Genomic DNA, 13,083 nt, shown 5'->3' with positions numbered 1-13,083 from the left:
GCGTCACCGGGGGGTGCGCACGTGCCTGGCCGCCGCCTTCGCGATCTTCCCGGCGTCGAGCGCCATCTCCCGGAACATCCCACTGATCGGGTTGGTGAACCCGGTGAAGTACAGGCCCGGCGCCTGTGCGGGTGTACGGCTGCCGTGCACGACCGGCTTGCCGCGCCCGTCCAGCACCCCGAGATGGCCGACCAGGGCCTCCAGTGCCCGCGTGTACCCGGTCGCCGCGATCACCGCGTCCGGCTCGATCCGGCTGCCGTCGGCGAGGACGACCTTTCCGGGGTTCCCGCCCTCGAAGGACTCGACGGCGGCCACGACCTCCACCCTCCGCTGGCGCACGGCGTCGATCAGGCCGACGTCCTGCACCGGGACGGCGCCCTCGTTCACCCTGCTGTACATCCCGGTGTCCGGGCGCGGCAGGCCCTGGGCCGACAGGTCCGGCACGCCGAGCCGGGCCATCGACCTGGCGAGCCGGTCCACCAGCCGCACCGGCAGCCGCCGTACCAGCACACCCGAGTACTGCGCGGGCCAGCCGAGCGTCGTACGGCGCACGATGTGCGGGGTGGTGCGCACGGACAGCCGCACCCGTGAGGCCCCGCCCTCCACCAGGTCCACGGCGATCTCCGCGCCGGTGTTGCCGACGCCGACAACGAGGACGTCGCGGCCGGCGTACGGCTTCGCGTTGCGGTACGCGGAGGCGTGCAGGAACTCGCCGGTGTACGTGTCGCGGCCCGGCCAGTCGGGGACGCGCGGGGTGTGGTTGTAGCCGGTGGCGACGACCACCGCGCTGCCGGTCAGTTCGCGCCCGCCGGAGGCGTGCAGCAGCCAGCCGGTGCCGTCCGCGGCCCGCTCGACGCGGAAGACCTCCACGCCGGTGACGATCTCCAGTTCGTGGTGCTCGGCGTACTTCTCCAGGTAGCGCACCACGTCGTCGCGCGACACCCAGCGCCCGGACTTCCGGGGGATCTTCAGGCCCGGCAGCGCGGACAGCCGCCGGGTGGTGTGCAGACGCAGGCGGTCGTAGTGGCCGCGCCAGGAGGCGCCGACGTTCTCGGCCTTCTCCAGCACCACGGCCCGTATGCCCCGTGCCCGCAGCGCGTACGCGGCGGCCAGACCGCCCGGACCGGCGCCGATGACGTACACCGGGCGGTCGGCGGGCGTGGCGGAGAGCTGCACGGAAGCGGAACGGGAGTCGGTCATGTTCGGGAGCGTAATCACGCACCCGCTTGATGGGTCTCGGTCAAGACCGGAATTGGTTGCGGATCGATCACGGGTGTAGGAGGAGTGGGTGGGGCCGGTGACGTAGGACACCTGGTTGTGGCGGTACGGCGATGGCCCCCGGGCGGGACTCACAGGTGGTGCACGCGGGTGGGCTTCACTGCCGATCTGACGTACCGTCAGATCATGGACTCCATATGGCTGGACGGCGCTCAGTGGCTGGCGGTGCTGCGGATCGGTCTCGGTCTGTGGTGGCTGGAGAGCTGGCGGCACAAGGACAAGAAGGCCTGGTTCGAGCGGGGCAGCGGCATCGCGTGGGCGGCGGAGATCGCGGAGAAGCACCGCTGGGCGCCGGTGCGGACGGGGTTCGAGACGGTGGTCAAGCCCTACCCGAAGCTGATGGCGTACGTCGTCGCCTACGCCGAACTCTCCCTGGGCCTCGGCTTGATCCTCGGCTTTCTGACCCCGATCGCGCTGCTGGGCGGACTGCTGCTGAACGCGATCTACTTCGTGCTGATGATCCACGACTGGGCCGAGCAGGGGCAGAACTCGATGATGGCGCTCATCTCGCTCGTCGGGTTCTTCGGGATGGCCTGGCAGACCTGGTCGATCGACGCGTGGCTGGGGTGGTTCCGATGACCGCGGTCCGCTACGACCTTCCGGAGCCCGACGCCTTCACCCGCCCCTACTGGGAGGCGGCCGCGCGGGGCCGGCTGCTGATCCGCCGCTGCGGGGCCTGCGGCCGGGCCCACCACTACCCGCGCGAGTTCTGCCCGCACTGCTGGAGCAGGGAGGTGACCTGGGAGGAGGCGAGCGGCCGGGCCGTGCTCTACACCTGGTCCACGGTCCATCGCAACGACCTGCCACCCTTCGGCGAACGCACGCCGTACGTGGCCGCGGTGGTCGATCTGGCGGAGGGCCCGCGGATGATGACGCAGGTGGTGGAGTGCGCGGGGGAGGAACTGCGGGCCGGGCTGCCACTGCGGGTGACGTTCATGGAGGGGATACCGGTGTTCCGGCCGGGGGGTTGAGCTGCGGAGGGGGCTGGGGGTCGGGCCGGGGAGGAGCTGCGGAGGGGGCTGGGGCGGTCCGGAGGGGTGAGCTGCGGAGGGGAAGTCGATGGTCCGCCTGGAGGCTGAGCTGTTGAGGGGAAGTCGGCGTGCCTCCGGGGGTTGAGCTGCGGAGGGGGCTGGGGCGGTCCGGAGGGGTGAGCTGCGGAGGGGAAGTCGATGGTCCGCCTGGAGGCTGAGCTGTCGAGGGGAAGTCGGCCGTCCGGAGGGGTGGGCTGTCGAGAGGAGCCCGCGTGCTGCCCGGAGGGGTGGGCTGCCGAGGGAAAACCGCTGTGCCTTCCGGAGGTTGGCGCCGATCATGGCCGTATGCGCCCTGAGCACTGGCATCTCACCGAAGACCTGGACGAGTTCCTCTCCCGCGCGGGCGACTTCCTGCGCTCCCGGCCCGCCCTGCACACGCTGCCGCTGACGGTGACGGACGCGCTGCGCCGCCGCGGGCTGCACCTCTACGGCGAGGAGGCCCCCCTCTTCGGCCTGCTCGAAGCGGACGACGGCACGGTACGGGCCGCCCTGCTCCACACGCCGCCCTTCCACGTCCACGTCACCGCGCTCACCCCGCAGGAGGCCGACGCCCTGGCGGCCCGGTACGCGGAGCTGGGCCGCGCACTCCCGGGGGTCTCCGGGCCGCGGGAGACGGCGGAGGCCTTCGCGGCGGCCTGGCAGCGGCGTACCGGTACGGCGGTCGCCCTCGACAAGCGGCAACGGCTCTACCGGTTGGGCGAGTTGACCGTGCCCGAGCCCCGGCCGCAAGGGCGGGCGCGGATCGCCGGGCCGGCGGACCGGGAACTGCTGATCCGCTGGTTCGAGGAGTTCAAGGAGATCACGGGCGGCGTCGGCCAGGAGGCGGGGAACTGGGCCGACGGCCGTATCTCCTACGGCGGCATCACCCTCTGGGAAGCCCACGACGGCACCCCGCTCGCCATGGCCGGGGTCACCCCCGAAACGGCCGGCCAGGTCCGTGTCGCCCCCGTCTACACCCCGGTCGGCCTGCGGGGACGCGGATACGCGGGCGCGGCCACGGCGGAGGTGAGCCGGGCCGCGCGGGAGGCCGGGGCTTCGGAGATCCTTCTCTTCACCGACCTCGACAACCCGACGAGCAACGGGCTGTACCAGAGGATCGGCTACCGGCCGGTGGCGGACTTCACCGTGTGGAGGTTCGACGACTGACGGTGGGGGGAGAGGGCGCGCCGGGCAGGATCAGCCGCGTCCCGCTCGCACCGCCCCCGCGCTCGCCGTCACCACCATGGCGATGGCCAGGTACTGGGTGGCCGACAGGGTCTGGCCGAGGACCAGGAAGCCGGCCAGGGCCGCGATCGCCGGGGCCAGGCTCATCAGGATCGCGAAGGTCGGGGCGGGCAGCCGGCGCAGGGCCAGCAGTTCCAGGGGGTACGGCAGGCCCGAGGACAGCAGGGCCACGGCCAGGCCGAGCCCCAGCGCCCCGGCCGCAGCAGCGCGGTACCGGCCGAGGCGATGCCCAGCGGCAGGCTCAGCAGCGCGGCCACGGCCATCGCCACGGCCAGCCCGTCGAGCCGTGAAAAGCGGGCGCCGGTCCGGGAGTTGAAGACGATGTACGCCGCCCACAGCGCACCCGCGCCGAGCGCGAACCCGGCACCGGGGAGGCTGAGCCGGCCCAGGCCCTCCTGTCCGAGCAGCAGGACCCCGGCGAGCGCGAGCCCGGCCCACAGCAGGCTCACCGCCCGGCGCGCGGCGACGACGGACAGCGCGAGCGGGCCGAGCACCTCCAGGGTCACCGCGGGGCCCAGCGGGATCCGGCCGGGCGGGCGGTGGGCATCACGACGACGGCGACACCGGGTGTGCACACGCACCCCGCGATCGCCTTCCGCCCTCTGACCGACGCCCCTCCGGTACCGGTGCTTCTCGCCTGGCAGCGGGGAACTCCTGCTCACCCGGCGATTTCGGACCTGGTGCGTCTGGCCCGGCGACTGGTGGCGGGGGCATGAGCCCCCGTGAGGGCCAAGGGCATGAGCGCCTCGTAAGGGTCAGGGCCAGAGCAGCGCCTTGCTCCAGCCGAACTCCGTGCTCCGGTACTCCAGCCGTACGTGCCGCCTGTCCGCGTCCCCCTGGAAGAACTCCACCGTCTCCGGGCGAAGCCGGTAGAGGGTCCAGGTGGGAGACGGCTCGGCCGGGTTCTCGCGGGCCCGCTCCCACGCGGCCTGCGACGCCCGCCGCAGCTCGTCCAGTGAGGACAGCTCCTCGCTCTGCCGCCCGGTGAGCGCCGCGGCCAGTGCCCCGGTCGAGCGGGCGTGCAGGTCGGCCTGGCTCTCGTGGGAGGGCGCCGAGGTCACCGGCCCGCGCACCCGGAGCTGGCGGCCCAGCACCGGCCAGTAGAAGGCCAGGGCCGCGTACGGGTGCGCGCTCAGGGCGCGGCCCTTGCGGCTGGTGGAGTGGGTGCCGAAGGACCAGCCGTCCGGGTCGGCGCCGTGCAGCATCACGATCCGTACGTCCGGCCGCCCTTCCTCGTCCACCGTGGCCAGCGACATCGTGTGCGGCTCCGGCTGCCCGGCCGCGACCGCCTCCGCGAGCCAGCTCGTGAACAGGGGCAGCGGGGTCGGCGGGGCGGTGTCGGGGGCGAAGGGGCGCAGGTCGGTGACGTCGGGGTCCCATACCCGCAGCGACCTCAGAGTTGCGTGGAGATCCGTTTCCATGTGCCGAGTATCGCCACGGGCACCGTCATCCGTTCGGCAGCCGTCCCGCGACGCACACGAGTGCCTCCGCGTGCGGGAACGCCTGGGGCCGGGGACGCTCGGAGCCACGGGCTTCGGGAATGACGGTGAGGGGCGATGATCGTAACGGTGGTGTCGATGCCCGAGATGACCATCACCCGTACGGATGTCTCGGAGGCGCGGGCGCGGCTGGCCGCCGCGTCCTTCCTGCTCGTCGACGTCGAACTGCCGGAGGAAGCGCCGGAGCGGGAAGCGCCGGAGCGGGAGGCGCCGATCGCCGGTCAGCTGGGCCTGGAGGATGCCGAGGACCTGGACTGGTTCGGCAGGGCGGGTGAGGCCCCGCGGGCCGAGTTCCTGGGGGACCGGGCCGCCTTCGTGGTGCCGGTGGTCCACGGGGACCGGATCGCCCACATCCACATCGTGGTGACCGAACGGTTCCTGGCCGCCGTGCACCGGGGCCAGGCCGGGCTGGCCAGGAGCCTCACCACGGCGTTGCGGCACGAGCGGCCCGAGGACACCGTCGCCGTGCTCTTCCTCCTGCTCCAGGAGGCGCTGGCCACCTTCCGCCGGGCCGCCGTGCGGGCGCTGCTGGAGACCGAGGAACTCGAGGACGGCATGTTCGAGCAGCGGCGGCCCGAGCAGATCTACCGTCTGGCGCGGCTGCGACGGCGCTCCGCCCTGCTGCACCACGCCCTGCTGCCCTACCTCCAGGCGGTCGACGAGATCCTCACCCGCCGGATGATGAGCCCCACCTTCCCCGAGGACCGGCAGAGGCGGGCCCAGGGGTTCCAGACCGCCGGAAGGCTGGTGCTCGCCGACGTCGAGTCCCTCCAGGACGCCACCCGCCGGGCCTTCGCCAGTTACTCCTCGCTCGTCGCGGGCGAGCAGAACGGCGTGATCAACCGGCTGGCCATCGTGTCGGTGATCTTCCTGCCGCTGTCGTTCATCACCGGGTTCTTCGGCATGAACTTCACGTTCCTGACGAACAGACTGGAGACCAGGGACGAGTTCTGGCTGCTCGCCGTCGGGCTGCAGGCGGTCGTCCTGCTGAGCTCCCTCTACGTGCTGCACCGCACCCGCATCTGGCGCCGGCTGCTGGAGGAGGACTGAGGCGGGGCCCTCACCGGCCCAGAACGACCGTCCCCGACGAGCAGAACCAGCCCCCCGTCCCGGAGGCCACCCCCAGCCTCGGCAACTGCCCGTCCCGCGTCCGCACCTGCCGTTCCCCGGCCTCCCCGCGCAGTTGCAGCACCGCCTCCACCAGCAGGAACAGCCCCCGCATTCCGGGGTGTTGGGCCGACAGGCCGCCCCCGTCCGTGTTGACCGGCAGTTCCCCGCCCCGCACCAGCAGCCGGCCCTTCTCCACGAACGCCCCGCCCTCGCCCTTCCCGCAGAAGCCGAGATCCTCCAGGGTCACCAGGGTCATGTAGGTGAAGGCGTCGTAGATCTCGGCGAAGTCCATCTCGGCCGGTCCCACGCCCGCCCGCTCGAAGGCCAGCCGCCCGCTCACCGCCGCCGGGGACACCGTGAAGTCCGTCCACTCCGACATCGCCGCGTGCGAGACCTGCTCCCCGGTGCCGAGGACCCACACGGGGGCCGTACGGCAGTCCCGTACGTACTCCTCGGCCGCCAGCAGGACCGCCGCGCCGCCGTCCGAGCGCAGGCAGCAGTGCAGCTTGGTGAAGGGGTCGGCGATCATCGGGCCGGCCAGGACGTCGTCGACCGTGATCGGGTCGCGGAACATCGCCTGCGGGTTCAGTGCTGCGTTGGCCCGGGCCTGGACCGCGACCTCGGCCAGCTGCTCGACGGTCGTGCCGTGTTCGATCATGTGGCGGCGGGCGGCCATCGCGTACTTGGCGATCAGGGTGTGGCCGTAGGGGACCTCGAACTGGAGGGGACCGCGGGCGCCGAAGGACAGGTCGCCGGTCCTGCGGCCCGCCCTGATGTCGGCGCGTGCCGTCGAGCCGTAGACGAGCAGGACGGCGTTCGCGTGGCCCGCGGCTATCGCGTCCGCCGCGTGCGCCGCCATGACCTCCCAGGTCGAGCCGCCGACCGAGGTGGAGTCCACCCAGGTGGGGCGCAGGCCCAGGTACTCGGCCACCTCCACCGGGGCCAGTGTGCCGAGGCCCGCCGAGGCGAGGCCGTCGACCCGGGCGCGGTCGAGCCCCGCGTCCGCGAGGGCGCGGCGGGCCGCCTGCGCGTGCAGGGTGTACGGGGTGGCGTCGTCCACGCGCCCGCAGTCGGAGAGGGCCACCCCGACCACGGCGACCTTCCTGCTCCCAGCCGTCATGGATCTGACGGTACATCAGATACGGCGGCTCGCGGCAGGTGTCGTGACCCTGGGCATCCGTGCGCCCGCGCCCTAATATGACGCTCCGTCAGATCGGCTCGGGAGGGATGAGGGACCCGCCATGGACACGCGCCTGACCGCCGAGCAGGACGAGATCCGCCGCACCCTGCGCGAGCTGCTGCACAAGCGGTGCGGCTCGCCCGAGCTGCGGGCCGCCGTCGACAGCCCGGCCGGACACGACCCCCTCCTGTGGTCGGCCCTCGCCGACCAGCTCGGCCTGCCCGGGCTCGCCCTGCCCGAGCGGTACGGCGGTGTCGGCTGCACCCTCACCGAACTGGCCCTCGCCTGCGAGGAGACCGGCCGGGCGCTCGCCCCCTCCCCGCTGCCGGCCACCTCCGTCCTGGCCGCCCCGCTGATCCTCGCCCTCGGCACCGAGGCCCAGCGCGCCGAACTGCTGCCCCGCCTGGCCGCCGGCACCCTCACCGCCACCCTGGCCGTCCCCGGCCCGGCCCTGACCACGGCCCTCGCCCTGACCTGCGACAACGGCAGCTTCTCGGCCGGTGGCGGACGGGCCGGGGGCGTCCAGGCCCGGCACGCCGACGGCGACTGGCGGCTGTACGGGCAGGTCGACCAAGTGCTGGACGGGCACAGCGCGGGGCTGCTGCTCGTCGCCGCCCACACCGGGGGCTTCGCGCGGTCGCGGACCCTGCTGTTCCTGGTCGCCGGGGACGCGCCCGGCGTCGTACGAGCCCGGCAGACCGCGCTCGACGCCACCCGGCCGCAGGGCCGCGTCCAACTGCGGGACGTTCGCGCGGAGTTGCTCGGCGAGGAGGGGGTGGACGTGTTGCCCGCCCTGGCCGTGCTCGGTGACGGGGTCGCCGCCGTGCTCGCCTGTGAGGCCGTCGGGGCGGCGGAACGGGTACTGGAGCGGACCGTGGAGTACGTCGGGCAGCGCGAGCAGTTCGGGCGGCCGGTGGGGTCCTTCCAGGCGGTGAAGCATCGGCTGGCCGACGTGTACGTGGGGGTGCAGGCGGCTCGGTCGGCGGCGTATCACGCGGCGTGGGCCTGCGGCGCCGGCGCCGGGTCCTCGGGTGCTCAGGGTGAACGAAGTGGTGGGCTCGCGCTCGCGCAGGCCCTGGAGGCGTTGCGGGGGGCCGCAGGCGAGGGGATCCAGTTGCACGGGGGGATCGGGTTCACCTGGGAGCACGACGCGCAGCTGTACTTCAAGCGGGCCGCCGGGGACGAGCTGCTGTTCGGGCCGGTGCACCGGCTGCGGGACCGGGCCGCCGAGGCCGCCGGTCTCTTCGCGGGCACGGAGGTGACGGTGTGATCGGCGTCCGGCTGGTGCAGAAGGTGTCCTCGACGCGCGGGTTCGCGAAGGTCGCGCCCCATGTGATCCCGGCACTCGACCGGGCGGTCCACCGGCTCACCCGGGGGCGGTACCTGCTCAGCACCCGGATGCTGCCCGGGTTGGTCCTCACCTCGACCGGCGCCCGCAGCGGACTGCTCCGCCGGACCCCGCTGGCCTGCATGCCGGAGGCGGACGGCAGGAGCTGGCTGCTCGTCGGCTCCAACTTCGGGCGGCCCGGGCATCCCGCCTGGAGTCACAACCTGCTCGCCCACCCGGAGGCCGTGATCAGCTGGAAGGGCCGGGACATCCCGGTCACCGCCCGGCTGCTCACCGCGGACGAGCGGGCGGAGGCCTGGACGGCACTCCTGGAGTTCTGGCCGCCGTACGCCACGTATCAGGCCCGGGTGACGAGGGAGATCCGGCTGTTCCGGATCACGGAGACCCCCTAAACCCCGGCCAGGCGCTCCGCCAGGAGAACCGCGCCGATCCCCAGCATCGCCGCCCCCGACGTCCGCGTCACCGCCCGGGCCGCCGTCGGCCTCGCGGAGAGCAGCGCACGCGACAACGTGCCGACGGTGAGGTAGACGGCCGCGCAGCAGGCCATGTGGAGCAGGCCGAGGGCCGCCGTCTGGACGGGGACGGGCAGGTGGGTGCCGCGCAGGGTGAGGAACTGGGGGAGGACGGAGAGGTAGAGCAGCAGGCCCTTGGGGTTGAGGCCGCTGATCGTGGCGCCGCGCAGGAAGAGACGCCCGTCGGGGGAGGCCTCCTCCGTGGCTCCCGGTACCGCCGGCCGGCGCAGCACACCCCAGCCGAGCCACAGCAGATACCCCGCGCCCGCCACGGTCAGGGCCGTCAGCAGTCTCGGCGAGCCCGCCACCAGGACCGCGAGGCCCGCCGTCGCCAGGGCCGTGTGCAGGGCGTAGCCGCAGACCAGGCCGGCCACCGCGCGCGGCACCGAGCCGCGGCGCACGGCGGTCGCGATCACGTACGCCCAGTCGGCGCCCGGCACGCACACCAGCAGCACGTCGACGGCGAGGAAGGAGAAGAGCAGTCCCGAGTCCATGTCGGCGACATTAGGCGTGGATGGGCCGAAAGTGTTCCCGAAGTTTGCCCGCAAGCAGCGGTTCTGGGGGAAGATATTGCTCATGGACGACATGGACCGGAAAATCCTTGCCGAGCTGCAGCAGGACGGGCGCCTGACCGTGACCGAGCTGGCCGCCCGGGTGCGTCTCAGCGTCTCGCCCTGCCACCGCCGGCTGCGTGAGCTGGAGCGCTCCGGTGCCATCCAGGGCTACCGGGCGGTGGTGGACGCGGCGGCGCTCGGGCTGAACTTCGAGGCGCTGGTCTTCGTGTCGATGCGGCAGGAGGACCGGGACACGGTCGCCGAGTTCGAGCGGGCGGTCGGCGAGCTGGAGCACGTGCTCGACGCCCAGCGGCTCTTCGGCGAGCCCGACTATCTGCTCCGGGTGGCGACCGCCGACCTCGCGGCCTTCCAGCGGCTCTACGACGAGCGGCTGGCGACCCTGCCGGGGGTGCAGCGGCTGACCTCGACGCTGGTGATGAAGCACGTCGTACGGGACCGTCCGCTGCCCGCATAGCGGTGCAGGCGGTGGCTCACCGCGTGCGAGACGCGAGTGAACCACCGCCTGCCAGACAGGACTTGGGCATGAAAAAGGGTGCAATAAGGGGTGTGGCAGCGGGCGTTGTTACTTGCTCGGCTTCTTTCCGGTCACGCCCAGGTGTACCAACAACGCCAGGTTCGGCTTGAGTTCGGCCTGTTTCACACCCCAGGACTGGAAACCCTTCTGGTGCGCCGCCACCGCCGCGAGCATCGCGACGAGCGAGCCGGCCACCGCCGCCGGGTTCACGTCCTTGTCGACCCTGCCCTTGGACTGCAGCTCGGCGATCGAGTCCGCGAGGGAGTTGTTCACGGAGTTGAGGATCTTCATGCGGATCTTGTAGAACCGTTTGTCCCCCTCGGCGGCGCCGAGGTCGACGACCCGCAGGATCGCGTCGTTCCTGCGCCAGAACTCCAGGAATCCGTCCACGAGTTCCTGCGCGGTCTGCCATCCCGACTTGCCGGCCCAGGACCGCCCTTGGAGCAGTTGGGTCAATCCGGCGCCCTCGGTCGCCATTTGTTCGGCGATCTCCAGGACGGCGCCTTCGACGTCCGGGAAGTACTGGTAGAAGGTCGCGGGCGAAGTACCCGCCTTCCGGGCGACATCGATGACCTTGACGTCCCGGTAGGGGGAGGAGCTGAGCATCTCGCTGAGGCAGTCGAGCAGCTTCTGCCGGGTCGCCTGCCCACGCCGGCCGGCCACGCGGCCGTCGACGGTACGCACTTGTCCTGTCATGCCGTCAGCTTACCGAGGGGTGATCGGAGCGCGATTCGGCCGACTGCAAATGGGGTGCATGGGTGCTCTGAGGGTGGTGTGCCTGGTCTGCGCGGTGCGTGCGGCCCGGTTACTTTGACGGCATGGCCGAAAACAGGGCATCCGGGAACGAAGAGGCGGAAGAGACCTCGGAATCCGAAGAGGTATTTGAGGCGGAAGTCGTGGAAGAGGCATACGGGGAAGGTGTGCCCTGCTGGGTGGATGCACAGCTCGCCGACGTCGAGGCGGGCAAGCGGTTCTACGGTGAGCTCTTCGGGTGGACCTTCGAGGACGCGTACGGCTCCTCGGTGTGGGCCCGGCTGGCGGGGGAGCCCGTCGCCTCGCTGGCCCCCAAGATCGACGGCCGGATGCCCACCGTCTGGACGGTGTCCTTCGCGACCCCGGACGCCGAGGCCCTCGGCCGGCGGATCACCGCGGCCGGCGGGCAGGTGGTCATGGCCCCGTTCCCGGTGGGCGACCTGGGGGTGGCCGCCCTCGCCGCCGATCCCTCGGGCGCCGTGTTCGGCCTGTGGCAGGCGGGCCGCCACCGGGGCTTCGGGCGGCGGCACGAGCCCGGCACCTTCGTCTGGGCCCAGCTGTACACGCGGGACACGGCCGCCGCCAACGCCTTCTACGGCGGCCTCTTCCACGACGCCCTGTTCGGCGCCGAGGCCCGGCCCGACTTCGGCCGTGCCGAGGTCACCGAGGTCTTCCCGGCCGAGATGCCCCCGCACTTCCTGACCCACTTCCGCGTCGCGGACCTGGACGACGCCCTCGGGGCCGTACAGCGGCTCGGCGGCCGGGTGCAGGCGCCACCCTTCGAGACGTCGTACGGACGAGTGGCCGTCGTCACCGACAATCAGGGGGCGTCGTTCGCACTGCTGCAGCGCTGACCCGTCCGCTTTGGGGTGATTGGTACCGGTTGGTACAGAGACACCCCGAATATCACCGGGTTCGCAACCAGCCGCCCGGCCAGGAAGAATCGGGGTGCGTGCCGCCACGGCGGTGCGGTGGTGAGACGCTGCACTTCGGTCGCGTACATATGGAGAGTGGCGCGGCTCGTACGGGGAGGTGGCAGGCAAGTGGTGGATCAGCTGACGCAGCACGATCCGCGGCGGATCGGGCCGTTCGAGGTGCTGGGCCGGCTGGGCGCCGGCGGCATGGGGCTGGTCTATCTCGCGCGCTCGGCGTCCGGCCGGCGCGTGGCGATCAAGACGGTGCGCACCGAGCTGGCCGAGGACCAGCTCTTCCGGGTCCGCTTCACCCGTGAGGTGGAGGCGGCCCGCGCGGTCTCCGGCTTCTACACGGCGGCCGTGGTCGACGCCGACCCGCGCGCCGCCGTGCCGTGGCTGGCGACCGCGTACGTACCGGCGCCCTCGCTCGAGGAGATAGTGAACGACTGCGGGCCGCTCCCGGCCCAGGCCGTGCGCTGGCTCGCGGCGGGCGTCGCCGAAGCCCTCCAGTCCATCCACGGCGCGGGGCTGGTCCACCGCGACCTGAAGCCGTCCAACGTGCTCGTGGTCGAGGACGGCCCCCGGGTGATCGACTTCGGCATCGCCTCCGGGGTCTCCAACACCCGGCTGACCATGACGAACGTCGCCGTGGGCACCCCCGCCTACATGTCCCCCGAGCAGGCCAAGGACTCCCGCAGCGTCACCGGCGCCAGCGATGTCTTCTCCCTCGGCTCGATGCTGGTCTTCGCGGCCACCGGCCACCCGCCCTTCCACGGCGCCAACCCCGTCGAGACCGTCTTCATGCTGCTCCGCGAGGGCCCGGACCTCACCGGCCTGCCCGACGAGCTGCGCCCGCTCATCGAGGTCTGCATGCAGATGGAGGCCTCCGCCCGGCCCAGCCCGGCCGACCTCCAGGCCCAGCTGGCCCCGCACCTCTTCGGCTCGGGCTCCGACGACAGCGGCACCGCGTCGGCCTGGCTGCCCGAGAAGGCGGTCGCCCTCATCGAGGCCCGACGCGGCGGCCGCCCCGCCGCCAAGCCCTCCCCGGCCCCGGCCGGCGGCCCCAGGAGCGGCGGCCGTGCGGCCGTACCCCCGCCGCCCGCCTTCGACCCGCCGGCCCCGGCCCCGGTCCCCGTCGGCGTCCC

The 13,083-nt window shown here is 72.7% G+C and carries 14 protein-coding genes and 1 pseudogene; 9 read left to right on the top strand and 6 right to left on the bottom strand.

The genetic code is table 11. The annotated features are described in order from the left end of the window. Window positions 1-3: 3 nt before the first annotated feature. Window positions 4-1,200, bottom strand: a complete 1,197-nt coding sequence (locus tag ABT288_RS01340; RefSeq protein WP_351601261.1) for a flavin-containing monooxygenase — start codon at window positions 1,198-1,200, stop codon at window positions 4-6. 204 nt (window positions 1,201-1,404) lie between these two features. Here ABT288_RS01340 and ABT288_RS01335 point away from each other — a divergent pair, with 204 nt between their 5' ends. The 3 genes from ABT288_RS01335 (at window position 1,405) to ABT288_RS01325 (ending at window position 3,455) form a co-directional block, all read left to right on the top strand. Then, window positions 1,405-1,857 carry a DoxX family membrane protein gene (locus ABT288_RS01335; protein ID WP_351601259.1) on the top strand — a complete coding sequence of 151 codons (453 nt, stop codon included), beginning with the start codon at window positions 1,405-1,407 and terminating at the stop codon, window positions 1,855-1,857. Further along, window positions 1,854-2,249 carry a Zn-ribbon domain-containing OB-fold protein gene (locus tag ABT288_RS01330; protein ID WP_351601256.1) on the top strand — a complete coding sequence of 132 codons (396 nt, stop codon included), beginning with the start codon at window positions 1,854-1,856 and terminating at the stop codon, window positions 2,247-2,249. Before ABT288_RS01335 ends, ABT288_RS01330 begins: the two co-directional genes overlap by 4 nt. A gap of 345 nt (window positions 2,250-2,594) precedes the next feature. Further along, complete coding sequence (locus ABT288_RS01325; protein WP_351601253.1) at window positions 2,595-3,455, top strand: GNAT family N-acetyltransferase; 861 nt, start codon at window positions 2,595-2,597, stop codon at window positions 3,453-3,455. 30 nt (window positions 3,456-3,485) lie between these two features. On the opposite strand, the pseudogene ABT288_RS01320 reads toward ABT288_RS01325, so the two are convergent. Further along, a pseudogene (locus tag ABT288_RS01320) lies at window positions 3,486-4,060 on the bottom strand (EamA family transporter); the annotation flags it as partial. Window positions 4,061-4,288: 228 nt separating this feature from the next. After that, on the bottom strand, window positions 4,289-4,954 hold the full coding sequence (locus ABT288_RS01310; RefSeq protein WP_351601251.1) for a pyridoxine/pyridoxamine 5'-phosphate oxidase: 666 nt from the start codon (window positions 4,952-4,954) through the stop codon (window positions 4,289-4,291). Window positions 4,955-5,089: 135 nt separating this feature from the next. Here ABT288_RS01310 and ABT288_RS01305 point away from each other — a divergent pair, with 135 nt between their 5' ends. After that, the gene (locus ABT288_RS01305) at window positions 5,090-6,082 is read left to right on the top strand and encodes a CorA family divalent cation transporter (protein WP_351601248.1); all 993 of its coding nucleotides are present in this window, start codon (window positions 5,090-5,092) and stop codon (window positions 6,080-6,082) included. A 10-nt stretch (window positions 6,083-6,092) separates the two neighbouring features. On the opposite strand, the gene ABT288_RS01300 is transcribed toward ABT288_RS01305, so the two are convergent. Further along, window positions 6,093-7,262 carry a thiolase C-terminal domain-containing protein gene (locus ABT288_RS01300; protein WP_351601245.1) on the bottom strand — a complete coding sequence of 390 codons (1,170 nt, stop codon included), beginning with the start codon at window positions 7,260-7,262 and terminating at the stop codon, window positions 6,093-6,095. Window positions 7,263-7,383: 121 nt separating this feature from the next. Here ABT288_RS01300 and ABT288_RS01295 point away from each other — a divergent pair, with 121 nt between their 5' ends. After that, on the top strand, window positions 7,384-8,592 hold the full coding sequence (locus ABT288_RS01295; RefSeq protein ID WP_351601242.1) for an acyl-CoA dehydrogenase family protein: 1,209 nt from the start codon (window positions 7,384-7,386) through the stop codon (window positions 8,590-8,592). After that, a complete protein-coding gene (locus ABT288_RS01290) occupies window positions 8,589-9,062 on the top strand; it encodes a nitroreductase family deazaflavin-dependent oxidoreductase (RefSeq protein WP_351601240.1) in 474 nt (157 codons plus the stop codon). The genes ABT288_RS01295 and ABT288_RS01290 overlap by 4 nt, the downstream gene beginning before the upstream one ends. Here ABT288_RS01290 and ABT288_RS01285 read toward each other — a convergent pair. Next, on the bottom strand, window positions 9,059-9,676 hold the full coding sequence (locus ABT288_RS01285; RefSeq protein WP_351601237.1) for a LysE family translocator: 618 nt from the start codon (window positions 9,674-9,676) through the stop codon (window positions 9,059-9,061). The genes ABT288_RS01290 and ABT288_RS01285 overlap by 4 nt on opposite strands. 82 nt (window positions 9,677-9,758) lie before the next feature. Between ABT288_RS01285 and ABT288_RS01280 the strand changes: the two genes are divergently transcribed. Continuing rightward, window positions 9,759-10,211: an Lrp/AsnC family transcriptional regulator gene (locus tag ABT288_RS01280; protein ID WP_351601234.1), complete on the top strand. Its 453-nt coding sequence runs from the start codon at window positions 9,759-9,761 to the stop codon at window positions 10,209-10,211. A 108-nt stretch (window positions 10,212-10,319) separates the two neighbouring features. Here ABT288_RS01280 and ABT288_RS01275 read toward each other — a convergent pair whose 3' ends face one another. Then, on the bottom strand, window positions 10,320-10,955 hold the full coding sequence (locus ABT288_RS01275; protein WP_351601818.1) for a TetR family transcriptional regulator: 636 nt from the start codon (window positions 10,953-10,955) through the stop codon (window positions 10,320-10,322). A gap of 248 nt (window positions 10,956-11,203) precedes the next feature. Here ABT288_RS01275 and kbpA point away from each other — a divergent pair, with 248 nt between their 5' ends. Then, window positions 11,204-11,878: an AfsK-binding protein KbpA gene (gene kbpA / locus ABT288_RS01270; RefSeq protein WP_351601232.1), complete on the top strand. Its 675-nt coding sequence runs from the start codon at window positions 11,204-11,206 to the stop codon at window positions 11,876-11,878. Window positions 11,879-12,067: 189 nt separating this feature from the next. Beyond that, on the top strand, window positions 12,068-13,083 hold a 1,016-nt coding region (locus tag ABT288_RS01265), incomplete at its 3' end, for a serine/threonine-protein kinase (protein WP_351601230.1).

Origin of the sequence: Streptomyces sp. NPDC001093 (genome assembly GCF_040298985.1) — a bacterium.
Classification (GTDB): domain Bacteria; phylum Actinomycetota; class Actinomycetes; order Streptomycetales; family Streptomycetaceae; genus Streptomyces.
The sequence above is the reverse complement of the archived record's forward strand: the minus strand, read 5'-3'. Positions and strand labels throughout refer to the sequence as shown.